A 22822-nucleotide genomic window follows, 5' to 3' on the forward strand; every position below is an offset into this window, starting at 1 on the left:
TATCTCCAACTTTAGCGAAATATCGTGCCCATCAGCGGCATGTACGGGCCAATACTATGAAAGAACATGCAGAAATCAAACGTCTAAGCGATATGCTGGATGCGCTGAACCACAAAGATCCGACTGTTATACAGCAGGGTAATGTGGAGTTAATTGCACAGCATATGAAGGAAAAAGAGAAACTGGCTGCTGAAATTCAGCGTTTGAAAGAAGTGCGGGTTAAAAACCTGAGTGCTGAAGCTCAGAAGCTGGCGCAACTGCCATTCAGCCGAGCGATTACCAAGAAAGAGCAAGCGGATATGGGCACTTTGAAGAAAGCGGTGCGCGGCATTGTGGTGGTTCACCCAATGACAGCATTAGGTCGCGAGATGGGCCTGAAAGAAGTGACTGGTTTCGCCAAAAAAGCATTCTGATTGCTATTTTCGATAGAGCCGGGGATGTGGCATGGCCACCCCCGGTTTTTGCGGATTTGTATGACTCTTGATATATGCTAAGCATATCTCCCATATAATTTTGCCGTCCTTGGCAATATTGTTTTGACTGACTATTCTCCTTGTCTGTACTCGAAATAAATAATCAGAAAGTTTCCCAATTATCCTGCTGATTGCTGCGGCTAGCTTCTGGGGCCGGGCGCGGTGTGGTTACGCGCGGGGCGCTAGTATTACTTTGAACAGCTTCAGTTTCAGCTTCGGACAGGCGGAATACCGCGACCGCTTGCGCCAGTAAGATGGCTTGTTCAGCCAGTGAATCAGCGGCGGCGGCGGACTCTTCCACTAACGCGGCGTTCTGTTGAGTGGTGCTGTCCATTTCGGAAATAGCCAGGCTGACTTGTGTGATACCCCGGCTTTGTTCATCAGAGGCTGAGGCGATCTCCGCCATGATATCGCGCACATGGGTGACTGAGCGGACGATATCCTCCATAGTTTGACCCGCATTTTGTACCAGTGAGGTACCGGCATTGACTTGAGATACCGACTCGCCAATCAGCCCTTCAATTTCCTTCGCCGCCTGCGCACTACGCTGCGCCAGATTACGCACTTCACTGGCGACCACAGCAAAGCCCCGGCCTTGCTCACCGGCGCGCGCGGCTTCAACTGCGGCATTCAGCGCCAAGATATTGGTCTGGAAAGCAATACTGTTAATCACCGAGGTGATTTCAGAAATGCGTTTAGAGCTGCCGGAGATATCATTCATGGTACGCACCACATCATTAACTAGCTTGCCACCCTGTTGCGCGGTTTTTGATGCCTCGGTGGCCAGTTGATTAGCGTGGTGAGCGTTATCGGCATTCTGTTTAACCGTGGCATTCAATTGCTCCATACTGGCGGCAGTTTCTTCTACAGCGGCGGCCTGTTGCTCTGTTCGGGATGATAAATCAGTATTGCCGGCCGCAATCTCGCCGGAAGCATGAGACACCTGGCTGACGCCGATACGAATTTCATCAATCATGGCGCGCAGGTTTTCATTCATCCGGGCGACGGTATTCATCAGCAAGCCCAGTTCATCAGTACGGTTTGATGTTGTCTCTGCGGTTAAATCGCCGTTAGCAATGCGTTCAGCCATCGCCAACGTCGTGCGCAATGGCACGGTAATCTGGCGGGTCATGCGCCATGAAATCAGTAAGCCAAATAGCAACGCGGCAATGACAGTAATGGCTAACTGCAATTGCGCATTATTGATTTCGTCATGGGTGCCTTGCAGTTCTTGGGTGAAAAGATGTGTCGCCAACTTATTCAATTCATTGGCATTATCTTCCATCACCTTACCCACTTCCAACTCTTGTTGATAAGCCGGTAAATAGGCCAGCACATTGTCTTTATAGGTGTTGAGACTGGAGATAACCGGGGCTAATAACTTTTGCTGGTCGGCGGATAACACCGGCATGAAAGCATTCGCCGCACTGTTGGCAATATTGATCGAGGTTATCAACGAAGATTCTGCCTCTTGGTTGCGCTCCAGCAATAAACCCCGCGCGTTATAGCGCACGGTCATTAATTTTTGGTTCATTTCTGCCAGTAGAATCCGGGTGTTGGTATCTGCGCCCTCACTGAGCAAGCTTTGTTGTAACTCATTGAGATTCTTTTGAGTTTCAGAGATATTCCAGCTTTTACGCACATCATCTTTATGGGCGACTGCATTCACAAAGTTGCTTTGTTGTTGCAGATATTCCTCTACCACATCGGCAATACTACTGATCGTTTTACGGTTACTTTCCGACCAAACAAGACCTTCACTTTGGGTGAGAAGATTTTTTATCTTATTGATATGTTCAGAATTTTCTTCGATGTATTTCAGGTCATAAGTGCGTTCATATAACGCACGATTATATTTTGCCTGGTTGGCTTCATCATTAATTTTGTAACTCAAGTCGACTTTATAAGCATGTTCTTCAATGACGGAAAAATGATATGCAGTGGTACCAGCGATGATCCCAACTAACAACAACATCAGGAAAAAGCTTAATCCCAGCTTTTTACCGACTTTCACATTGTCAAAGTTACCAAAAACTTTGCTAAATCCTGCCATGTTCTGCTCCGTTATACGGTGTTTCTGATGCAAATCAATCAGTGTAGGTGAGTGGGGGGTCGGTCTAATTATTAGAGGATTTCGGGGAACTGGTGATAGGTGGGGCAGCCTTGGCAAGAGTGCTTTTCCCAAACGTAATACCCGTCATACTTCAAGTTGCATGTGCGTTGGCTGCTCTCACTCACCCGAATCACTTACTTGAGTAAGCTCATCGGGACTCATTCGCTTGCCGCCTTCCTGTAACTCGAATTATTTAGGGTTATAGTTCATGGACTTAATATCCATGAATACCAGTGACCTTCTTGTACATTCTATCGGCAGGAATCAAGCAAACTTTAACAATATAAATGCCAACAATAAGCAATAAAAATGCCAGCAAGAAGGCCTTGCTGGCATGGTTTTAGTTTTATACGCTGCGGGCTTGAAGCCGCAGCGTTGCTAGCTGAGAATTACTTAGCTTGAGCGAAACGCGCGGCGGCTTCGTCCCAGTTAACGACGTTCCAGAATGCTTTGATGTAGTCTGGGCGGCGGTTTTGGAATTTCAGGTAGTAAGCGTGTTCCCACACATCCAGGCCAATAATTGGGAAGCCAGACGCGCCAGAAACAGCTTCGCCCATCAGCGGGCTGTCTTGGTTAGCAGTAGAAACAACCGCCAGTTTGCCATCATCTTTCAGAACCAGCCAAGCCCAACCTGAACCGAAACGCGTTGCCGCAGCTTGCTCAAATTTTTCTTTGAAGCTGTCAACGCTGCCGAAGTCGCGCTCGATAGCGGCTTTCAGGTCACCGGTCAGAGTGGTGCCCAGTTTCAGGCCTTTCCAGAACAGGCTGTGGTTAGCGTGGCCGCCGGCGTTATTACGCATAAAGGTGCGTTTTTCTGCCGGGACTTTGTCCAGATCTTTGATCAGGTCTTCAACGCTGAATTTAGCCAGCTCAGGGAAGCTCTCCAACACCGTGTTTGCATTATTAACATAGGTTTGGTGGTGTTTGGTGTGATGGATTTCCATCGTCTGCTTATCGAAATGGGGTTCTAAAGCATCGTAAGCATAAGGCAGGGATGGCAGTGAGTAACTCATAATCATCGTCTCCGTAGGTGTAGAGCGGCGCAAAAAAAGTAAGCACCGCGTAAGCATTCGGATCATTATAGTTAATTAAATGATATTGAAAATGATTATCAATGCCTTACTTATTGTGCGGTCTTTCTATTCCTGAATCCGCTGCGGATGTGTATACACTGTTGCCCGGTCGGGTTTACTGAAACCAACCAAGGTGAGATTACAGCGCTCGGCGACTTCAACTGCTAAGGTTGTTGCAGCTGAAACAGCAAACAAAATCTCGGCCCCGCACATGGCGGCTTTCTGTACCATCTCATAGCTGGCGCGGCTGGAAACCAGCACCGCGCCTTGCTGCCACGGCTGTTTGGCTCGAATTCCAAGCAATTTATCCAGCGCGACATGGCGGCCAACATCTTCACAGCCCCCTAGTAATTCGCCTTGAGGATTAATCCAAGCGGCGGCATGAGTACAGCCGGTCAGTTGGCCGACGGTTTGTACCTGTTTGAGCTGTGCGAGGGCGCGGTCGAGGTTGTTGAAATCAAAAGTTTGCGTGAATGGTAAGGGCGTGATTGGGCGGAAGATATCGTCCAGTTGCTCGATACCACAAACACCGCACCCAGTGCGGCCGGCCATCGCCCGGCGGCGTTCTTTTAAACCGGCAAAACGGCGGCTGGAGAGTTCAATGTTAACTTCTATGCCATTACAGCCAGGATTAACATCAATGGCGTAGATTTCCTGCGGCGCACTAATAATTCCCTCTGATAATGAAAACCCCAGCGCAAAAGCCTCTAAATCCTTGGGGGTGGCCATCATCACGACATGAGAAATGCCGTTGTACACCAGTGCTACCGGCACTTCCTCCGCTAACCAATCCAACTGTGGCTCGGCCATTTTATGGCGCTGTAGCACGTTAAGTTGTCGGGCGCCGCAAATTCCGGTGGAAAGGTCAATATCTGAAGGTTTGATCTGGCTCACTATGCAGCCCTGAAAGTTATAACCCATAATCACAATGTGGTAACATTCGCATTAAGAATGGTATGGGTATGATTCAATTTCAATAGGAATGTATCCCATCCCGATAAAGGTGATATCGCGTTAGCGATTTTAGCGCTTCTGGTTTTGTTGAGGGAAGCGCGAACTGAATTTTAAATTCATACAATGTGACAATGAATGAAGGAGAGACCCATGCAGGTCAGCAGAAGGCAGTTCTTTAAGATCTGCGCTGGCGGTATGGCAGGAACCACGGTCGCGGCACTCGGCTTTACGCCGTCTGTGGCGCTGGCGGAAACGCGCAATTATAAGTTGCTGCGCGCCCGCGAAACGCGGAATACCTGCACATATTGCTCCGTCGGTTGCGGGCTTTTGATGTATAGCCTCGGCGATGGTGCTAAAAACGCCAAAGAGAGTATTTTCCACATTGAAGGGGACCCGGATCATCCGGTAAACCGTGGTGCACTGTGCCCTAAAGGTGCGGGGCTGGTGGATTTCATTCACAGCGAAAGCCGCTTGAAATACCCAGAGTATCGCGCGCCAGGTTCAGATAAATGGCAGCGAATCACTTGGAATGATGCATTTGATCGCATTGCCAAGCTGATGAAAGAAGACCGGGACGCTAATTTCATTAAGACCAACGACGCGGGTGTGACCGTCAACCGTTGGCTGAGTACCGGTATGTTGTGTGCTTCGGCATCCAGCAATGAAACGGGTTATTTGACCCAGAAATTTAGTCGCGCTCTCGGCATGCTTGCCGTAGACAACCAAGCACGTGTCTGACACGGACCAACGGTAGCAAGTCTTGCTCCAACATTTGGTCGCGGTGCGATGACCAACCACTGGGTTGATATCAAGAACGCAGACTTAATTATTGTCATGGGCGGTAATGCGGCAGAAGCGCATCCGGTGGGGTTCCGCTGGGCGATGGAAGCCAAAATCCACAACAATGCCAAGTTGCTGGTGATCGACCCACGCTTTACACGTACTGCATCGGTGGCTGACTTCTATACGCCAATCCGCTCCGGTAGCGATATCGCGTTCCTGTCCGGCGTGTTGTTGTATCTGATGACCAACAACAAAATTAACCGCGAATACGTCGAGGCCTATACCAACGCCAGCTTGCTGGTGCGGGAAGACTATACTTTCGACGATGGTTTGTTCAGTGGTTATGACGCCGAAAATCGCAAATACGATAAAACCACCTGGAATTACCAGCTGGATGAAAACGGCTTTGCTAAACGCGATGTCACCTTGCAAGACCCGCGCTGTGTGTGGAACTTGCTAAAAGAACACGTCAGCCGTTACACGCCGGATGTGGTTTCCAACATTTGCGGCACACCAAAAGAAGATTTCTTGCAGGTTTGCGAATATCTCGCCGAAACCAGTGTGTCCAATAAAACCGCCACATTCCTATACGCATTGGGCTGGACACAGCACTCAGTTGGCGCGCAGAACATTCGTACCATGGCGATGATCCAGTTGTTGCTCGGCAATATGGGCATGGCGGGGGGCGGGATTAACGCCTTGCGCGGTCACTCTAATATTCAGGGCTTAACTGACCTGGGTTTGCTGTCGCAAAGCTTACCGGGCTACCTGAACTTACCGTCAGAAAAACAGCCGGATATTGACACTTACCTGAAGGCCAACACGCCGAAAACTCTGTTGCCAGGCCAGGTTAACTACTGGAGCAATTACCCGAAATTCTTCGTCAGCTTGATGAAAAGTTTCTACGGTGACAATGCCCAGAAAGAAAATGGCTGGGGCTACGACTGGTTGCCGAAGTGGGATAAAGGCTACGACGTATTGCAGTATTTCGAGATGATGTCGCAGGGCAAAGTGAATGGCTATATTTGCCAAGGCTTTAACCCGGTCGCTTCATTCCCGAACAAAAACAAAGTGGTAGCGTCACTGTCGAAACTGAAGTTCCTGATAACTATTGACCCGCTCAATACGGAAACCTCGAATTTCTGGCAAAACCACGGCGAATTTAACGATGTCGACCCATCGAAAATTCAAACCGAGGTATTCCGCTTGCCATCCAGTTGTTTTGCTGAAGAAAACGGTTCCATCGTTAACTCCAGCCGCTGGCTGCAATGGCACTGGAAAGGTGCGGATTCACCGGGCGAAGCATTGAACGACGGCGCTATTTTGGCCGGTATCTTTAGCCGTCTACGCGATATGTACCGCCGGGAAGGTGGTGCGGTGCCAGAACAAGTGCTCAATATGACTTGGGATTACCTGACGCCAGATAATCCAGAGCCAGAAGAAGTGGCAATGGAAAGCAATGGGCGAGCGCTGGCGGATCTCACCGATGCCGACGGCAAAGTGTTGGTCAAAAAAGGCGAGCAGCTCAGTACCTTTGCTCACTTGCGCGATGACGGCACCACCGCCAGTGGTTGTTGGATTTTTGCCGGTAGCTGGACACCGGCGGGCAACCAGATGGCACGGCGCGATAATGCTGATCCATCCGGTTTGGGCAATACCTTGGGCTGGGCATGGGCATGGCCGCTCAACCGCCGCATTCTTTACAACCGCGCGTCTGCTGACCCACAGGGTAAACCTTGGGATCCGAAACGCCAGTTGTTGGAGTGGGATGGGGCCAAATGGGGGGGCGTGGATATTCCTGATTACAGCGCCGCCGCACCGGGCAGTGATGTCGGGCCATTTATCATGCAGCCAGAGGGCATGGGCCGCCTGTTTGCCATCGACAAAATGGCGGAAGGGCCATTCCCGGAACATTATGAGCCGTTCGAAACGCCGCTGGGCACCAACCCACTGCATCCGAATGTGATATCCAACCCAGCCGCGCGCGTCTTTAAAGACGATTTGGCTGCTATGGGTTCTCATGAGCAGTTCCCGTATGTCGGCACCACTTATCGTCTGACCGAGCATTTCCACTACTGGACTAAGCATGCGTTGCTCAATGCTATCGCGCAGCCGGAACAGTTTATCGAGATTGGCGAAAAACTGGCGGCGAAAAAAGGCATTAAGCAGGGCGATACCGTGAAAGTCAGTTCCAACCGGGGTTATATCAAAGCCAAGGCGGTAGTGACCAAACGTATTCGTACGCTGAATGTTCATGGGCAAGAAGTTGACACTATTGGTATCCCGATCCACTGGGGCTATGAAGGGGTAGCGAAAAAAGGCTTTATTGCCAACACCCTGACACCCTTTGTCGGTGATGCTAATACACAAACGCCAGAGTTCAAGGCGTTCCTGGTCAACGTGGAAAAGGTGTAACGGAGATAATCTATGTCACTGCAAACTCAAGACATTATCCGGCGCTCCGGCACCAACTCCCTTACGCCGCCGCCGCAAGCTCGTAACCACCAGGAAGAGGTTGCCAAGCTTATCGACGTCACCACCTGTATTGGCTGCAAAGCCTGTCAGGTGGCGTGTTCGGAATGGAACGATATCCGTGATGAAGTGGGCCATAACGTCGGGGTGTACGATAACCCCGCCGATTTGACCGCTAAATCCTGGACGGTGATGCGCTTCTCTGAAGTTGAAGACGAAGATAGCGGCAAGCTGGAGTGGCTCATCCGCAAGGATGGCTGCATGCATTGTGCTGATCCGGGCTGCTTGAAAGCCTGTCCATCAGAGGGTGCAATTATTCAGTATGCGAATGGCATCGTCGATTTCCAATCAGAGCACTGTATCGGCTGCGGCTACTGTATCGCCGGTTGCCCATTTGACGTGCCGCGCATGAATAAAGACGACAATCGGGTGTACAAATGTACTCTGTGCGTCGATCGTGTCGGAGTTGGTCAAGAACCTGCTTGTGTGAAAACTTGCCCGACTGGGGCTATTCACTTTGGTACCAAAGAAGCAATGAAAGAAGTGGCCGCGGGCCGAGTGAGCGAGTTGAAAACGCGTGGCTTTGATAACGCCGGGTTATATGACCCAGCGGGTGTTGGGGGCACCCATGTGATGTATGTTCTGCATCATGCGGATAAACCTCAGCTTTATCATGGCTTGCCGGAGAACCCGACTATCAGCCCGACCATCACTTTCTGGAAAGGCATCTGGAAACCGCTGGCGGCGATCGGCTTTGCTGCGACCTTTGCTGCCAGTATCTTCCATTACGTGGGCGTCGGCCCGAACCGGGTTGAGGAAGAAGAGGACGAAGACGATAAATCGGATTCCACACCTTCCGATACGGCATCCAAGGCTCCTGAGCCAACCACCGCTGAACACTCAGACGACGGGGAGACGCGGAAATGAAAAAAGAAAAGCGGATCCAGCGCTACAGTGCGCCGGAGCGAATCAACCACTGGATAGTGGCCTTTTGCTTTATGCTGGCCGCCATCAGTGGCCTGGGGTTCTTCTTCCCGTCATTTAACTGGCTGATGAATATTTTTGGTTCGCCGCAGTTGGCACGCATCCTTCACCCCTTCGCGGGGGTGATTATGTTCGCCGCCTTCCTGATCATGTTTTTCCGTTACTGGAAACATAACTTGATCAACAAGGAAGACCTCGAGTGGGCTAAAAATATCCATAAAATCGCCATGAATGAGGAAGTGGGTGACACGGGGCGCTATAATTTTGGTCAGAAATGCGTATTCTGGGCTGCTATTATCAGCCTGGTGTTATTGCTGGCCAGTGGCGTAGTGATTTGGCGGCCTTACTTTGCGCCTTCTTTCCCGATCCCGCTGATTCGTTTGGCTCTGCTGGTGCATTCGCTAGCGGCGGTAGGATTGATTATCGTTATAATGGTGCATATTTATGCCGCCCTGTGGGTGAAAGGCACGATTACTGCGATGGTGGAAGGTTGGGTACCGGCAGCATGGGCTAAAAAGCACCATCCGCGTTGGTATCGTGAAGTTAACGCCAAACGGCAGCTTCGGAACAAACAGGAAGAGAAACCCTGATGAGTATTCGCATTGTCCCTAAAGATCAATTAGGAAAACAGAGCGAAAAAGGCACGACGGCGGGGAATATCCCGCCGTTACTTTTCGCGAATTTAAAAAGCCTGTACACCCGGCGCACCGAACGTTTGCAGCAGCTAGCGCTGGATAATCCGCTGGCTGACTATCTGGATTTTGCGGCTAAAATTACGCAAGCGCAGCAGAATGCACTGCATGACCACCCGCTGGTATTGGACATGCAGGCTGAGTTGGCGCAATCCGCAGCCAGTGGTAAACCGCCGCTGGATTTAAGCGTTTTTCCCCGCACTGACCACTGGCGCAAGCTCTTGTCAGCGCTGATTGCTGAACTGCGCCCTGATGCGCCCGACCATATTGCGGCGGTGCTGGATAATCTGGATAAGGCGTCGGTACATGAGCTGGAGCTGGACGCCGATGCGCTGTTAAACCGCGAATTTGCCAATGTTGGTAGCGAAAAAGCGCCCTTTATCTGGGCGGCGCTATCCTTGTATTGGGCGCAAATGGCCAGCCAAATCCCCGGTAAAGCCCGAGCTGAATATGGTGAACACCGCCAATTCTGTCCGGTGTGCGGCAGTATTCCGGTTTCCAGTGTGGTACACATTGGCACCCACAGCGGCTTGCGTTATTTGCACTGCAATTTGTGTGAAAGCGAGTGGCATGTGGTGCGGATTAAATGCAGCAATTGCGAGCAAACTCGTGATTTGAACTACTGGTCGCTAGACAGTGAATTGGCCGCCGTAAAAGCAGAAAGTTGTGGCGATTGTGGCACTTACCTGAAAATCTTATATCAGGAAAAAGACCCGATGGTCGAAGCGGTGGCGGACGATTTAGCCTCGCTGATCCTCGATGCAAAAATGGAAGGCGAAGGTTTTGCTCGCAGCAGTATTAATCCCTTTATTTTTCCAAGTGAGTAACTTTTTCCGAGTGAATAGGTTTTCTGGGGAATAAGTATCCCGGGGAGTCAGCTTCCCGGTGAGTCATATATAATATTGGTTACAGTATCATTTAATAACCCCGCTGAGTGACTATGAGCGCAGAATCCCATCATCTTTACAGCCAGTTACCCGCCATAGACAGCTTGTTGCGGTCGCCAGAAATGGCCCCTTTACTTGATGAATATGGCGCAGCTCTGTTAACTGAAACCCTGCGTTTGATGCAGGCCGAGGCCCGTGAATATATTGGTCAATTCCATACATTGGCTGATTGGTGCGCGGACTGGCCAGCGGCTTTACGTCAGCGATTAAACCAACGTCAACCCGCATTGAAACCCGTTTTTAACCTCTCCGGCACGGTTTTACACACTAATTTAGGACGAGCCGCTTTAGCGGAATCCGCTATTGCTGCGGTGACTGACGCCATGCGTGGCGCGGTAACTCTCGAATATTCCCTGAGTGGTGCCGGTCGCGGCCATCGTGATCGCGCGGTGGCCGATTTACTCTGCGAACTGACCGGGGCGGAAGATGCTTGCATCGTCAATAATAATGCCGCCGCAGTATTTTTGCTGCTGACGGTCATGGCGGCCGGGAAGCAGGTGGTGGTTTCTCGTGGCGAGTTGGTCGAAATTGGCGGCGCTTTTCGCATTCCGGATGTGATGCGTCAGGCCGGTTGTGACCTGGTTGAAGTCGGCACTACCAACCGCACCCATCTGAAAGATTACCGCCAGGCCATTAATGAACACACTGGCCTGCTGATGAAAGTGCACACCAGCAATTACAGTATTGAGGGTTTTACGGCCTCAGTGACGGAGCAACAATTGGCGGCTTTGGGGCATGAATTTGCCATCCCGACCGCGACAGATCTGGGTAGCGGTTCGCTGGTGGATATGACTCGCTATGGCTTACCGGCTGAGCCGATGCCACAGCAATTGATTGCGGCGGGTGTCGATTTGGTAACGTTCTCGGGGGATAAACTGCTTGGCGGCCCACAGGCGGGGATAATTCTCGGTAAAAAACAGTGGATTGAGCAATTGCAGCAGCATCCGCTCAAGCGGGCGCTGCGAGCCGATAAAATGACATTGGCGGCGCTGGACGCCACTTTACGTCTCTATCAGCAGCCCGACCGTTTGAGTGAGTTGTTACCGACCCTGCGGCTACTGACTCGTCCGGCGCAGGAGATTGCCGAGAGCGCACAGCGGGTGTTGGCGGCACTCAATGGCAGCTATGGTGCCGATTTTACACTGGCTGCTGAGCCATGCTGGTCGCAGATTGGCAGTGGGTCATTACCTGTAGACCGGTTACCCAGTTGGGCGGTAACATTTACGCCTAAAGATGGCAGCGGCAGTGCGCTGGAAGTATTGACGACACGCTGGCGTAGCTTGGCTAAACCCATTATTGGCCGTGTGGCCGATGGGCGTTTATGGTTAGATTTGCGCTGTCTGGAGGATGAGGCGGCGTTGCTCAGGGAGTTGGCACCATGATTATTGCAACCGCGGGACATGTCGACCACGGTAAAACCACGCTTTTACAGGCCATTACCGGGATTAATGCTGACCGCTTGCCGGAAGAAAAGCAGCGCGGAATGACCATTGATTTGGGCTATGCCTATTGGCCACAACCTGATAACAGCATCATTGGATTTATTGATGTCCCCGGACATGAGAAATTTCTCGCCAATATGTTGGCTGGCGTGGGCGGCATCAATCATGCTTTGCTGGTGGTGGCTTGTGATGATGGCGTCATGGCGCAAACTCGTGAGCATCTGGCGATTTTACGGCTGACGGGGCGGCCGATATTGACTGTCGCGCTCACTAAAGCCGACCGAGTGGATGACGAGCGGATTGAGCACGTTCGCCAGCAGGTGATGGCTGAACTGTTGGCCCAAGGTTGGCCGGCAGAGCAAGTCACTTTGTTTGTCACTGCGGCTACGGCCGAGCTAGGTATCAGCGAATTGCGCGAGCATCTGGCGCAATGTCACCAGCAAGATGAAAATAATAGCCGGCTACCGCGGCGTTTTCGGCTGGCGATCGACCGCGCATTCAGTGTGAAAGGCGCAGGTTTAGTGGTCACGGGGACGGCGTTAGCGGGCAAGGTGGCGGTGGGCGATACCCTATGGCTCACTGGCAGCGATTGCCCGGTGCGGGTGCGGGGCATCCATGCTCAAAACCAAGATACGCAACAGGCGCAAGTGGGGCAGCGCATTGCGCTGAATATCTCCGGCGATATTAGCAAACAACAAATCAATCGCGGCGACTGGCTCTTAGCGCAACAGCCGCCAGAATCCGTTGGTCGGGTGTTGGTTATTGTCGATGCCGATGAACCCATACAGCATTGGCAACCGCTGCATTTACATCATGCCGCCAGCCATATTACTGGGCGCTTTTCACTGCTGAGCAGCTCTCAGCCGGAGGGCAATAAATCCCAATCGATACTGGCCGAGATATTGCTGGATACCCCCCTATGGCTGGCTGAGAATGACCGGCTAATCCTGCGGGATATTGCCGCGAAAAAGACATTGGGTGCCGCGCGGGTTCTCCACCTGGCGGTGCCAAAACGAGGTAAGCGGCAACCAGCCTTTTTGGCGTGGTTAACCGCATTAGCGCAAGCAATAACAGACAGTGAAGTGCTGGATCTGCATTTGGCGCAAGGGCCGATTTCTGTGAGTAAGTTCAGTTGGGCGCGCCAGCTTAGCAGCCATGATATGGCCGCATTATTGGCAGATACCGACTGTGTTATTGCGGGCGATATTGCATTGTCGAATCCGCATGCCCAGCAAGCGCAACAAACCTTATTGCATGTTTTATGTTTGTATCATCAACAGCATAGTGATCAGTTAGGGCTAGGCCGGGCGCGTTTGCGGCGCATGGCATTGCCGACACTGGATGAAAATTTAGTGTTTCGTTTGATTGATAATTTGCTAAAACAGGGCGCGCTAAAGAATACTCGCGGCTGGCTGCACCTGCCCGAACATGGATTAGGATTTACCGCGCAAGAACAAGCACGATGGCAGCAAGTTTCCCACTATTTTGTTGATTTGCCATGGTGGGTACGTGATTTAGCCGCAGAGTTGGCAATGGATGAAGGCGAAATGCGCAACTTATTACGCAAGGCCGCGCAGCTGGGCTATATCACGGCAATTGTTCCCGACCGCTATTATCTGAGCCAGCGTATTGAGCAGTTTGCTGATTTAATTCGTGAGCTGGATGCCAGCCAAGGCAGTACCAGTGCAGCAGATTTTCGCGATAGACTGGGTATCGGTCGCAAATTGGCGATTCAAATTCTTGAATTCTTTGACCGCAGTGGCTTCACCCGCCGCCGGGGCAATGACCATTTCCTGCGTGACAGCGGGCTGTTTTCTTCTGGGAATTAATATATTGCTCATTCAACATCATTACAGATGCCTATTAGTTATAGTTTATTTGTCATGATGTTTTAACTGCATCTCTAATTTTTGAGGATTTTTATATAGCCAGCGCTGCTATCGATGATTTTGTTATCGGCAGTAATGAGAATGTGATTCTCTACTCTGGCTTGTGAAACTAAAATTCGGTCGAAAGGATCTTGATGCATATCAGGGAGTTTGAGGGTGTTAAGCACGTGCTCACTTTTTACTGTTAACTCTTTAAAGCCATTTTCAAACAATCCCTTGCGTAATATTTCTGGGTTAATCTCTATTTTATTAAGTGCTTTTTTTATCGCAATTTCCCAGATATTGGCAACACTGAAATAAATTTCATTATTATAATTGGTGATGATGTTTTCAACTTCCTTGTTGAGTTTCTCTGGTTTGGCGGCAAGCCAAATTAGAATATGAGTATCAAGTAAATAAATCATCTTCATCCTTAGCATCAAACAGATTAATGACAGCCTTGTCTTCATCATCAAAATTATCAGGGCAAGAGACCTTACCAGCCAGAAAACCTAATTTACGTTTTGGCTGTTCCTCAATATAAGGAATGACTTTTACCAATGCTTTGCCATTCTTGGCAATCAAGAAAGGTTCGCCAGTGGTTGTCACTGCGTTAATCAACTTAGATAAGTTGGTCTTGGCATCATAAATATTGATCTTTTCCATAGACCCCCCTTTTTTGTTGGCCTGTACTCAATATAGATCATCATAGTTAGTTGGTCAAACCAACTTGACTAGACTATTTATGGTATTAATTTTATATAAAAATATTTCTGGGGGCTTTTGTACATGACTGATATTGAAGCTGGAGAAGCACTTCATTTTTCTTCTCCAGCGCAATATGAATTTACTCCGCGACCACTGTATCCGGCTGTTTACGGATAAAAATCATCACCAAGCCCAGCCACAGCAGGCCACTGATGAGATTGAACAGATTAAATATTCCGCTGTTGCCCCACAAATAGGCCACTTTGGCGAACTCAATTCCCAAGGTGAAGACCATCATACTGATCATCCCCATGGCAGCCGACACCGTGCCTTTACTGATATCGCTGGAGAATAGGGTTAGGCGCACCAAACCGGCGTTTGCCAGGCCGATACCAAAAGCATAAAGACTCAATCCCGCCGTCATCCACAAATAAGCATGGGATGAATAGAGGGTAGAGCCAGCGGCAATCATTAGGCCAATAATCATCGGGCCTGCGCCATAGCGGATAAGCTGTGGAATTGAGGTTTTGCCGCTCAGCCTCGCCAGTGCCAGGTTACCGATAATCAGTGCGCCGAAAATGGGCACCTGCAAAACGCCATATTCCACAGTAGATAATTTTTCACCACTGATCAGAATCACTGGCGATTGTGCAATCCATGCCAGCAGGGGCAAACTGGCAAAGCCCAATGCCAGGGATCCGCACAGAAAACGGCGGTTGGCGAGCACTTGCTTATAATCGTGCCACATCGCCCCTACTGACAGTTTCTCCCCTTTGCGCGAGGCGGTTTCTGGCATTGCGCGCCACAATCCGGCAAATGAAATGGCACCCAGCACTGCGAATATCACAAACATGGATTGCCACGGGGCGACATGAATTAAGGCGGCACCGGCCAAGGGGCCGAGCAGCGGAGCAATTAACGCCACATTTGCCATCAGCGCGGTGATTTTAATACAGACCGCTTCTTCAAATGACTCCTGAATAGTGGCGTAGCCGACAGCGCCGATAAAGCACAGGCCGATCCCTTGCAGGAAGCGCATGGCGATAAACTGTTCAATTGACGTGACCAATAATATGGCAAGGCACGTCACCACAAAGAATGCGACGCCAACCAGCATCACCGGGCGACGTCCACGGCGATCCGATAATGGCCCCAGCAACCATTGCAGAAACATCCCGCCAGCCAGATAAGCGGTCATGGAGGTCGGAACCCACTCAATGCTGGCATTAAAATCGGCAACCACCGCCAGCATACCGGGCTGAATCATATCGTTGGCGATATAGGTGGTAAATTCGAATAATACCAAACACAGAGGAAATAAAAGCGCCCGTCGACCTAAACGCGTCGCGGGTGAAAATGAAGTTTGCATAAGTTAAGCTATTAATAATAAACATAAAAAATGGAGGCACTCAGATAAAGTATAGCATCTGAGTGTATTAGGGCGGTTATTTTGCCGTCAATATAACGTTTTAGCAACAATTACCCTTTGTAGATTTTGGGTAATGCCTTTGTCCTTGACGCAGTTTCATTTACTTTGGGTATAAGTTGAATTTACGTTATTGTTTGCAACCTGATTATTGATGCCCTAAATAACTAGGCGCTTCTAAGTATAAAAATAGGTGATTGAGAGTATGCATGACCAATAAGATAGGGTGGATTGATAACTTGCGGGCCGTCGCCTGCATTATGGTGGTCATGATCCATGCCACGACTTATTACGTCACCAGTGGTGCGCAGGTGGGAGAAATGAATTGGGACATTGCCAATCTGCTGAATTCGGCCTCCCGAGCTTGTGTGCCTTTGTTCTTTATGATCTCCGGTTATCTATTTTTTGGTGAAAAAAGCGCACAGAAAAAGCATTTTACCCGCATTGGGCTGTGTTTATTGTTCTACAGTTTGATTGCACTGATTTATATTTCGACGCTGACTCCCATCAATGGTTGGGCGGCGCTGAACAATATCCTGCAAAAACCGGTGTTTTATCATTTATGGTTTTTCTACGCCATTATCGTGGTTTACCTGGTTTCACCGCTGATTAATGTTAAACCGGTATCAGGCCGCTATCTGGCGGTGGTCATTCTGTTGCTAGCGGTGGTGGCTAACCCGCAGACCAGCCAATACACCTTTGACCACTTCCATTTATTGCCAATCAATCTCTATATCTACGGCGATACCTTCTATTACTTGTTGTATGCGTTGCTGGGGCGGGCCATTGGCATGCTTGATACGCGGGGACGGGCCATCAGTTGGGGCGCTGCATTGTTGTTTATTATGAGCGTGATATTTATTGCTGTCTCAACGGAGAAACAGACGCGAATCAATGGCAGCTTTGCGGATACATTCTATATGTACTGCGGCCCGTTAGTTTTTGTTGCGGCGGTATCACTGCTGGTATGGTTTAAAAATTGTCTGAATCAGCCCATTGCTTGGTTGAGTTGGCTTGCCGGGCATTCGCTAGCGATTTACGGTTTCCATGCGCTTATTATTCATTTTATCCGCACCCATCATTATGATTTTACTGGCTATCCGGTGTTGGATATTTTCTATGTCTTCGCGTTAGCGCTGGCGCTGAGTACCTTACTATCCATGGGATTACAGCGCATTGACCGGCGGCGATTAGTCAGTTAGCTGTGGCCTGCCCGCGCTGTTGTGCGCGTCGAAGCTGGCGAGTGGAGGAGAAACCCGCCGCCAGTGCCGCTTTCTCCAGATTAAACCCCTCTTGCAGGCGGACTTCAGCCACGGCGACCCGTAGTTGCTCGTGAAACTCTCGCACACTGATCCCGACATGTTCGCGGAATAACCGGGTTAAATGACGGCTGCTGACATGGGCTTTCTGCGCGACCTGAAGCAGCGACCACTCCGCTTGGGGGGCTGCGGACATCACATCCTGCGCTCGATGTACCGCCGGATGGAGATGGTTGCGGTAACGTAACCACGGCGACAGTTGGGGGTCATCACCGGAACGGCGGAAATAAACCACCATCTCACGGGCCACTTCCAGCGCGGTTTGCGGGCTACAATAGCGGCTAATCAGATGCAACGAGAGATCAATGCCGGCGGTAATCCCTGCGCTGGTGTAGACCCCGCGATCTTCCACAAAAATACGATTTTCTTTGGTTTGGGCCGCCGGAGCCTGTTGGCGCAGCCGTTCAAGCACATGGTGATGAGTCGTGCACTGGTAGCCATCCAGTAGCCCGGCTTGGGCGGCTAACAACGCCCCAGAACAGACACAAACCAGCGTCGTTTTTTGCTGTGTAATGGCGGCTTTTTGCTGTTGTAGCCAGCGGCGAGCTATTGCTGCGGTTTCGGTCGCAAAATAGTGGTGCGAATCGCTCACACCCGGCACCACCAGTAAACTGCCTTCCGGTAAGCTGTCTGGCAGTGGCTGCAACTGGCCCAACATCATCTCCGTGGAAGACATCACTTCTGGTAACGGGCTGATATAAAACAACTTAAATGCCCCCGCCAGCCGTAGCGTTTCAGCGGGGCCGGTTAAATCCAGCGATAACACGCCGGGCAGCAAGAGAAAATAGACATTTCGTTGCATTATTAATCTACAGTTACCGATTGATATATCCCCTTTTGGCGATAGGGGATATCAGGTGCTCTGGTTGAATATCATTTATTGCATGATTCATCCAGGGCATGCAATGTTTCTGCTACGGTACGAACCGCGGCAAACCGGTCGATGAGCACGGTTTCGGTGCGTAATTTTAATTCAGCACTGCTCAAGACAATGCCATTAGGCTGAGTCATAGGGAATGTCAATGTGGCATCCGTGACAAAAGTGACTTGATAACCCAAATCTGACGCCACGCGCGCTGTGGTTTCACAACATTGTTCAGTGCGCATGCCAGCAATAATCAGGTGATTTATTTGCCGCTCTTTAAGCCATTGATCCAGCCCTGAGTCGGTCAGTGCATTATGCACCCGTTTATGCACGGTGACATCCGCTTGATGGGATACCAGCGACATGGGCTTAACATAGCCAGAAGCCAATGAAAACGGGCCATCAGGAGCAACATGGAAGACATCCACTAGCGCAATGTCCCGCTGTTTACAGCCCGTAATCAGTTGGTTCAGCGCTATAGAGAAAGCGGGTAAGTCTTCTTGCTGCCAAAAAGATTTATGTTCGAAAGATTGTTGAACATCAATGATCAGTAATGCGCTGTTAGTCATTTTCGGCCCTCCGCCATATGGGTATGGCTCCATTATTAGTGGGTTTTAGGCTGAACGGAATGCCAAATCCGGCCATCATAGGGGATAAAAGGGACCAGATTTCACTTCCGCTCCAGTAGATTAAAAAGTTAATAAGAAAAATATTCATTAAAATAATTTATTGGCCGAAAACACTGATTAAGGAAAAACGTTATTCACGGCAAGACGATATACATTGGAATGGAATAAACCATGAAAGACCTTAATAACGCGATGTTGATAAAGAAAAGCTATCAGTTAAATAACGTCCTGGTGGGAATAGCACTTTTGCTTGTCACGGGAGTGAGTCAGGCGGCAATCAATCTGGATAGAACGCGGATTATTTTCAATAGTGCGGACACATCAGCCAGCATTGTTTTGCAAAATAAAAGCGAGAAATCGCCTTATTTGGCGCAAGCTTGGTTAGAAAATACAGCCGGACAAAAAGTGGAAAGCCCATTATCTGTGTTGCCCCCGATACAGCGGATTGATGCGGGTCAAAAAACCTTAGTACGCATTATCTCGCTACCGGATGTGGAACAGTTAGCCACTGACCGTGAAACTTTGTTCTATTTTAATGTACGGGAAATACCGCCGAAGAGTGAAGTAACTGATGCGGTACAAATAGCAATCCAAAGCAAAATAAAATTATTTTATCGGCCAGCGGCGATTAAAGCGGATAATAAGAATGTCTGGCAGGAGAAATTGCAGTTCAGCCAGCAAAGAGAAATGCTTAAAATTCATAACCCTACGCCGTATTACGTCACGCTAGGGCATTTAAATCAGGATAATCGCGGTAATTTCCCCGGTTTTGACAGTGTCATGATTGCGCCATTTAACACTGAGTCCATCAAGACTCCCGGATATAGTGGCGACCATTATAGCATCGGCTATATAGATGATTTTGGTCAGATGATCATTCGTCATGTTAACTGCTCGATAGGTCATTGCCAGATTCAGGCTGTGGAAAAGAAATAATTCTCTCCACAACCTGTGGTGCCTTATAGCCTGCACTTTAGCTTATTCACACAATTTAGCTTATTGACATAGTGGCAGTAATTGCTGATAAAGCTTTTTAAAGATGACGCGACGAGCAGCATAATTCTGATGGCGCAGTGCATCTGGAAAATGTGTTTGCTCCAGTGGCAGTGCAGGCAATAAATCAGCTAATGGAATATCCGGATTGAGAGCAATTTGGGCTAATCGGGCGGCACCTAAAGCAGGGCCGACATCACCTCCAGTTCGATACTCCAACGTTTGGCCGCTAATATCTGCCAGCATTTGACGCCAATAAGGGCTTCGTGCTCCGCCACCAATTAATGTGACCGATTTGGGCTGTAATCCACTGGCATGCAGGGCATCCATTCCGTCGGCTAAAGCAAATCCTACTCCTTCCAATACCGCACGGGCTAAATCTGCCCGGCGATGTTCATGGGTAAAGCCCCAGAAAGCCCCTTTAGCATTTGGGTTGTTATGGGGAGTTCGTTCGCCGGAAAGGTAGGGCAGGAACCACACTGGCGTGGCGGCTTGCGGCGTATTTTCCACTTCATCAATCAGCGCAGGGACACTCTCGGCCCCAGTGAGTTGGCAAGCCCAATCAAGACATGATGCAGCGCTCAACATTACTGACATCAAGTGCCAAGTGTTCGGCAAAGCATGGCAAAAGCTGTGCACGGCGCTGGCAGGGTTACTCAAAAAACCCTCACTGACCGCAAAATAGACGCCAGATGTGCCCAGCGACAACATCGCCTGCCCGGTTTGATACAAGCCCACCCCGATTGCTCCGGCAGCATTATCACCTCCGCCAGCAACCACCGGAACCGGGTTAATGCCCCAGCGGCGCGCAATATCGGCACTGACATGGCCGGTAATTTGGCTACCTTCGAAGAGGGCGGGCATGTGCTGGCGATTTAGGCCGCAGGCCGCCAGCATTTCATCGCTCCAGTCGCGTTTTGCTACATCGAGCCACATTGTTCCGGCGGCATCGGACATATCACTGGCAAAATCACCACTGATCAGAAAACGTAAATAATCTTTGGGTAAGAGCACCTTATCAATGCAATTAAAAATATCTGGCTCATATTCTGCCAGCCATTTTAGCTTCGGTGCGGTAAAGCCCGGCATCATCAGATTACCGGTAATCTGGCGAGATTCTGGTACTGATTTTTCCAGTACTTGGCACTGGGCAAAACTGCGGCCATCATTCCATAAAATAGCCGGACGCAGCACCCGATGCTGTTTATCCAGCAAGGTTGCGCCGTGCATTTGGCCGGTCAGCCCGAGGGCTTTTACCTGTTTTAAATCATGGTCTGCGGCTAAGGATTGCATAGCTTGATCAGTGGCTTGCCACCAATCGGCGGGGTTTTGCTCAGACCATAAAGGATGTGGGCGGGAAACGGATAATGCAGCACCTTGGCTGGCAATAACTTGCCCGTTTTCGGCCAGGAGAATGGCTTTAACGCCGGAGGTGCCTAGATCGATGCCAAGGTACATATGTGTTCCTCATATTAATAGGCTATTTTACTTGCCATTTTGAACCTGAGCAGTGCTCGAAATCCTCACGTACTGCGTGTACGCTCCGGTTTCTGTGCGCTGGTCAGGTCCAAACTGCTGGCACCAATAACGCCTATCAGCTATTTTTCAACAAAATCTCATCTATTCGATGCAGACATCAGATAAATAAAACTATCAGCCGAAGATATAGCGGTTAACCAGATTTTCCAGTTGCTCTTGATGCCCACTGTGGTGCTGTGGGTTCAGATTATGTTGACCGGCATAGCGCGCCAAATCTTCCAGCGACAGTTTGCCTTTCAAAATTTGCTGGCCCAACTCTGTATTCCAACCGGCATAACGTTTCGCAACTTGCTGATCTAACTGACCATCTTCAATCATTTTCGCTGCAATTTTCAAGGCTAATGCCATGGTGTCCATCGCCCCGATATGACCATAGAACAGGTCGTATTTATCGGTGCTTTGGCGGCGTACTTTGGCATCAAAATTCAACCCGCCGGTAGTGAACCCTCCAGCTTTAAGGATTTCAAACATCACCAGTGCATTTTCTTCCACACTGTTTGGGAACTGGTCGGTATCCCAACCCAATTGCGGGTCGCCACGGTTGGCATCCACAGAGCCGAAAATACCTAATGCAATCGCGCTGGCAATCTCATGATGGAAAGAGTGCCCGGCCAAAGTGGCATGGTTGGCTTCAATATTAACTTTGATCTCTTTTTCCAGCCCAAACTGCTTAAGGAAACCATAAACAGTAGCAACATCATAATCATACTGATGCTTGGTCGGTTCTTGTGGCTTTGGCTCAATTAACAAGGTGCCCTGGAAGCCGGTTTTATGTTTATGTTCGACCACCATTTGCATAAAGCGGCCAATTTGCTCACGTTCTTGCCGTAAATCGGTATTTAACAGCGTTTCATAACCTTCACGGCCGCCCCACAATACATAGTTTTCACCGCCGAGCTTTTGGGTGGCATTCATGGCGGTAAAGACTTGGGTCGCAGCCCAGCTAAAAACTTCTGGATCTGGATTGGTCGCGGCCCCAGCACCGTAGCGCGGGTGAGTGAAGCAGTTAGCTGTGCCCCATAATAATTTTACGCCGCTACTCTCTTGTTTCTCGGCCAATACATCCGTCATGACGGCAAAATTATTCAGATATTCTTTTAATGATGCGCCTTCGGGTGAAACATCCACATCGTGGAAGCAGTAATAAGGCACATTCAGTTTATGGAAGAATTCAAAAGCCACATCGGCTTTGCGTTTGGCTAGTGTGAGTGCATCGCCGGCCTGCTGCCATGGGCGTTCAAACGCATTGCTGCCAAACATATCCGCCCCGCCCCAGCAGAAAGTATGCCAGTAGCAGGCGGCGAACCGCAGGTGATCGGCCATTCGCTTACCAAGGATAATTTCATCCGGATTGTAGTGATGAAATGCCAGTGGGTTAGTGCTCTGGCTGCCTTCGTAACGCACTTGTTCTAATTCATTAAAATAAGATTGCATGCAATACTCCTTGGAAGCTGACCCGCGTTATCGGGCTAATGAGCTTTTATCTTCGGAGTTGTTGGCGATTCTCACAATTACGTTATTTCACACTTAAATTCAGAGAAT

General features: G+C 49.7%; 19 protein-coding genes. 9 read left to right on the top strand and 10 right to left on the bottom strand.

The window, feature by feature from the left end:
• Positions 1-56 precede the first annotated feature (56 nt).
• Entirely contained in the window at positions 57-413 is a 357-nt protein-coding gene (locus OP863_RS00190) for a YibL family ribosome-associated protein (RefSeq protein ID WP_038637586.1), read from the top strand.
• A 163-nt stretch (positions 414-576) separates the two neighbouring features.
• On the opposite strand, the gene OP863_RS00195 is transcribed toward OP863_RS00190, so the two are convergent.
• The 3 genes from OP863_RS00195 to fdhD all read right to left on the bottom strand — a co-directional run bounded on the left by OP863_RS00195 (position 577) and on the right by fdhD (position 4580).
• Complete coding sequence (locus tag OP863_RS00195) at positions 577-2526, bottom strand: methyl-accepting chemotaxis protein (protein WP_265525751.1); 1950 nt, start codon at positions 2524-2526, stop codon at positions 577-579.
• A gap of 449 nt (positions 2527-2975) precedes the next feature.
• The gene (sodA, locus tag OP863_RS00200; protein ID WP_050112159.1) at positions 2976-3599 is read right to left on the bottom strand and encodes a superoxide dismutase [Mn]; all 624 of its coding nucleotides are present in this window, start codon (positions 3597-3599) and stop codon (positions 2976-2978) included.
• A 126-nt stretch (positions 3600-3725) separates the two neighbouring features.
• Positions 3726-4580, bottom strand: a complete 855-nt coding sequence (gene fdhD, locus OP863_RS00205; protein WP_071841752.1) for a formate dehydrogenase accessory sulfurtransferase FdhD — start codon at positions 4578-4580, stop codon at positions 3726-3728.
• 183 nt (positions 4581-4763) lie between these two features.
• Between fdhD and fdnG the strand changes: the two genes are divergently transcribed.
• The 6 genes from fdnG to selB all read left to right on the top strand — a co-directional run bounded on the left by fdnG (position 4764) and on the right by selB (position 13762).
• Positions 4764-7811, top strand: coding sequence for a formate dehydrogenase-N subunit alpha (gene fdnG / locus OP863_RS00210; RefSeq protein ID WP_144242886.1), 3048 nt, complete (start codon positions 4764-4766; stop codon positions 7809-7811).
• Positions 7812-7823: 12 nt separating this feature from the next.
• Positions 7824-8795: a formate dehydrogenase subunit beta gene (gene fdxH, locus OP863_RS00215; RefSeq protein ID WP_038637573.1), complete on the top strand. Its 972-nt coding sequence runs from the start codon at positions 7824-7826 to the stop codon at positions 8793-8795.
• Entirely contained in the window at positions 8792-9442 is a 651-nt protein-coding gene (fdoI, locus tag OP863_RS00220) for a formate dehydrogenase cytochrome b556 subunit (RefSeq protein ID WP_038637569.1), read from the top strand. The genes fdxH and fdoI overlap by 4 nt, the downstream gene beginning before the upstream one ends.
• On the top strand, positions 9442-10371 hold the full coding sequence (gene fdhE / locus OP863_RS00225) for a formate dehydrogenase accessory protein FdhE (RefSeq protein ID WP_038637566.1): 930 nt from the start codon (positions 9442-9444) through the stop codon (positions 10369-10371). Before fdoI ends, fdhE begins: the two co-directional genes overlap by 1 nt.
• A gap of 113 nt (positions 10372-10484) precedes the next feature.
• Complete coding sequence (gene selA / locus OP863_RS00230; protein ID WP_265525752.1) at positions 10485-11873, top strand: L-seryl-tRNA(Sec) selenium transferase; 1389 nt, start codon at positions 10485-10487, stop codon at positions 11871-11873.
• Positions 11870-13762, top strand: coding sequence for a selenocysteine-specific translation elongation factor (gene selB, locus OP863_RS00235; RefSeq protein ID WP_265525753.1), 1893 nt, complete (start codon positions 11870-11872; stop codon positions 13760-13762). The genes selA and selB overlap by 4 nt, the downstream gene beginning before the upstream one ends.
• A 74-nt stretch (positions 13763-13836) precedes the next feature.
• Here selB and OP863_RS00240 read toward each other — a convergent pair whose 3' ends face one another.
• The 3 genes from OP863_RS00240 to OP863_RS00250 form a co-directional block, all read right to left on the bottom strand.
• A complete protein-coding gene (locus tag OP863_RS00240) occupies positions 13837-14226 on the bottom strand; it encodes a type II toxin-antitoxin system VapC family toxin (protein ID WP_265525754.1) in 390 nt (129 codons plus the stop codon).
• Positions 14210-14467 (bottom strand): type II toxin-antitoxin system Phd/YefM family antitoxin, encoded by a 258-nt coding sequence (locus OP863_RS00245; RefSeq protein ID WP_145589405.1) that lies wholly within the window; start codon positions 14465-14467, stop codon positions 14210-14212. The genes OP863_RS00240 and OP863_RS00245 overlap by 17 nt, the downstream gene beginning before the upstream one ends.
• Positions 14468-14648: 181 nt before the next feature.
• Positions 14649-15878, bottom strand: a complete 1230-nt coding sequence (locus tag OP863_RS00250) for an MFS transporter (protein WP_145589406.1) — start codon at positions 15876-15878, stop codon at positions 14649-14651.
• A 266-nt stretch (positions 15879-16144) separates the two neighbouring features.
• Between OP863_RS00250 and OP863_RS00255 the strand changes: the two genes are divergently transcribed.
• Positions 16145-17137, top strand: coding sequence for an acyltransferase (locus tag OP863_RS00255; protein WP_038637553.1), 993 nt, complete (start codon positions 16145-16147; stop codon positions 17135-17137).
• Here the strand turns inward: OP863_RS00255 and OP863_RS00260 are convergent.
• Complete coding sequence (locus tag OP863_RS00260) at positions 17130-18056, bottom strand: GlxA family transcriptional regulator (protein WP_265525755.1); 927 nt, start codon at positions 18054-18056, stop codon at positions 17130-17132. The genes OP863_RS00255 and OP863_RS00260 overlap by 8 nt on opposite strands.
• Before the next feature lie 71 nt (positions 18057-18127).
• Positions 18128-18688: a cysteine hydrolase family protein gene (locus tag OP863_RS00265; RefSeq protein WP_186368297.1), complete on the bottom strand. Its 561-nt coding sequence runs from the start codon at positions 18686-18688 to the stop codon at positions 18128-18130.
• 231 nt (positions 18689-18919) lie between these two features.
• On the opposite strand from OP863_RS00265, the gene OP863_RS00270 reads away from it, so the two are divergent.
• The gene (locus OP863_RS00270; RefSeq protein ID WP_265525756.1) at positions 18920-19684 is read left to right on the top strand and encodes a molecular chaperone; all 765 of its coding nucleotides are present in this window, start codon (positions 18920-18922) and stop codon (positions 19682-19684) included.
• A 60-nt stretch (positions 19685-19744) separates the two neighbouring features.
• Here the strand turns inward: OP863_RS00270 and xylB are convergent, their stop codons facing one another.
• On the bottom strand, positions 19745-21199 hold the full coding sequence (gene xylB / locus OP863_RS00275; protein ID WP_145589410.1) for a xylulokinase: 1455 nt from the start codon (positions 21197-21199) through the stop codon (positions 19745-19747).
• Positions 21200-21394: 195 nt separating this feature from the next.
• The gene (xylA, locus tag OP863_RS00280; RefSeq protein ID WP_038637537.1) at positions 21395-22714 is read right to left on the bottom strand and encodes a xylose isomerase; all 1320 of its coding nucleotides are present in this window, start codon (positions 22712-22714) and stop codon (positions 21395-21397) included.
• Between the last annotated feature and the right edge of the window lie 108 nt (positions 22715-22822).

The organism is Yersinia sp. SCPM-O-B-9106 (C-191) (genome assembly GCF_026183365.1).
Classification (GTDB): domain Bacteria; phylum Pseudomonadota; class Gammaproteobacteria; order Enterobacterales; family Enterobacteriaceae; genus Yersinia; species Yersinia rochesterensis.

Coding starts and splice junctions, on each gene's coding strand:
- selA (WP_265525752.1), top strand. CDS start 10,485: ATGAGCGCAGAATCCCATCATCTTTACAGCCAGTTACCCGCCATAGAC.
- OP863_RS00265 (WP_186368297.1), bottom strand. CDS start 18,688: ATGACTAACAGCGCATTACTGATCATTGATGTTCAACAATCTTTCGAA.
- OP863_RS00250 (WP_145589406.1), bottom strand. CDS start 15,878: ATGCAAACTTCATTTTCACCCGCGACGCGTTTAGGTCGACGGGCGCTT.
- OP863_RS00255 (WP_038637553.1), top strand. CDS start 16,145: ATGACCAATAAGATAGGGTGGATTGATAACTTGCGGGCCGTCGCCTGC.
- fdhD (WP_071841752.1), bottom strand. CDS start 4,580: ATGGGTTATAACTTTCAGGGCTGCATAGTGAGCCAGATCAAACCTTCA.
- OP863_RS00270 (WP_265525756.1), top strand. CDS start 18,920: ATGAAAGACCTTAATAACGCGATGTTGATAAAGAAAAGCTATCAGTTA.
- OP863_RS00245 (WP_145589405.1), bottom strand. CDS start 14,467: ATGGAAAAGATCAATATTTATGATGCCAAGACCAACTTATCTAAGTTG.
- OP863_RS00190 (WP_038637586.1), top strand. CDS start 57: ATGAAAGAACATGCAGAAATCAAACGTCTAAGCGATATGCTGGATGCG.
- sodA (WP_050112159.1), bottom strand. CDS start 3,599: ATGAGTTACTCACTGCCATCCCTGCCTTATGCTTACGATGCTTTAGAA.
- OP863_RS00260 (WP_265525755.1), bottom strand. CDS start 18,056: ATGCAACGAAATGTCTATTTTCTCTTGCTGCCCGGCGTGTTATCGCTG.
- fdhE (WP_038637566.1), top strand. CDS start 9,442: ATGAGTATTCGCATTGTCCCTAAAGATCAATTAGGAAAACAGAGCGAA.
- xylA (WP_038637537.1), bottom strand. CDS start 22,714: ATGCAATCTTATTTTAATGAATTAGAACAAGTGCGTTACGAAGGCAGC.
- fdoI (WP_038637569.1), top strand. CDS start 8,792: ATGAAAAAAGAAAAGCGGATCCAGCGCTACAGTGCGCCGGAGCGAATC.
- selB (WP_265525753.1), top strand. CDS start 11,870: ATGATTATTGCAACCGCGGGACATGTCGACCACGGTAAAACCACGCTT.
- xylB (WP_145589410.1), bottom strand. CDS start 21,199: ATGTACCTTGGCATCGATCTAGGCACCTCCGGCGTTAAAGCCATTCTC.
- fdxH (WP_038637573.1), top strand. CDS start 7,824: ATGTCACTGCAAACTCAAGACATTATCCGGCGCTCCGGCACCAACTCC.
- OP863_RS00240 (WP_265525754.1), bottom strand. CDS start 14,226: ATGATTTATTTACTTGATACTCATATTCTAATTTGGCTTGCCGCCAAA.
- OP863_RS00195 (WP_265525751.1), bottom strand. CDS start 2,526: ATGGCAGGATTTAGCAAAGTTTTTGGTAACTTTGACAATGTGAAAGTC.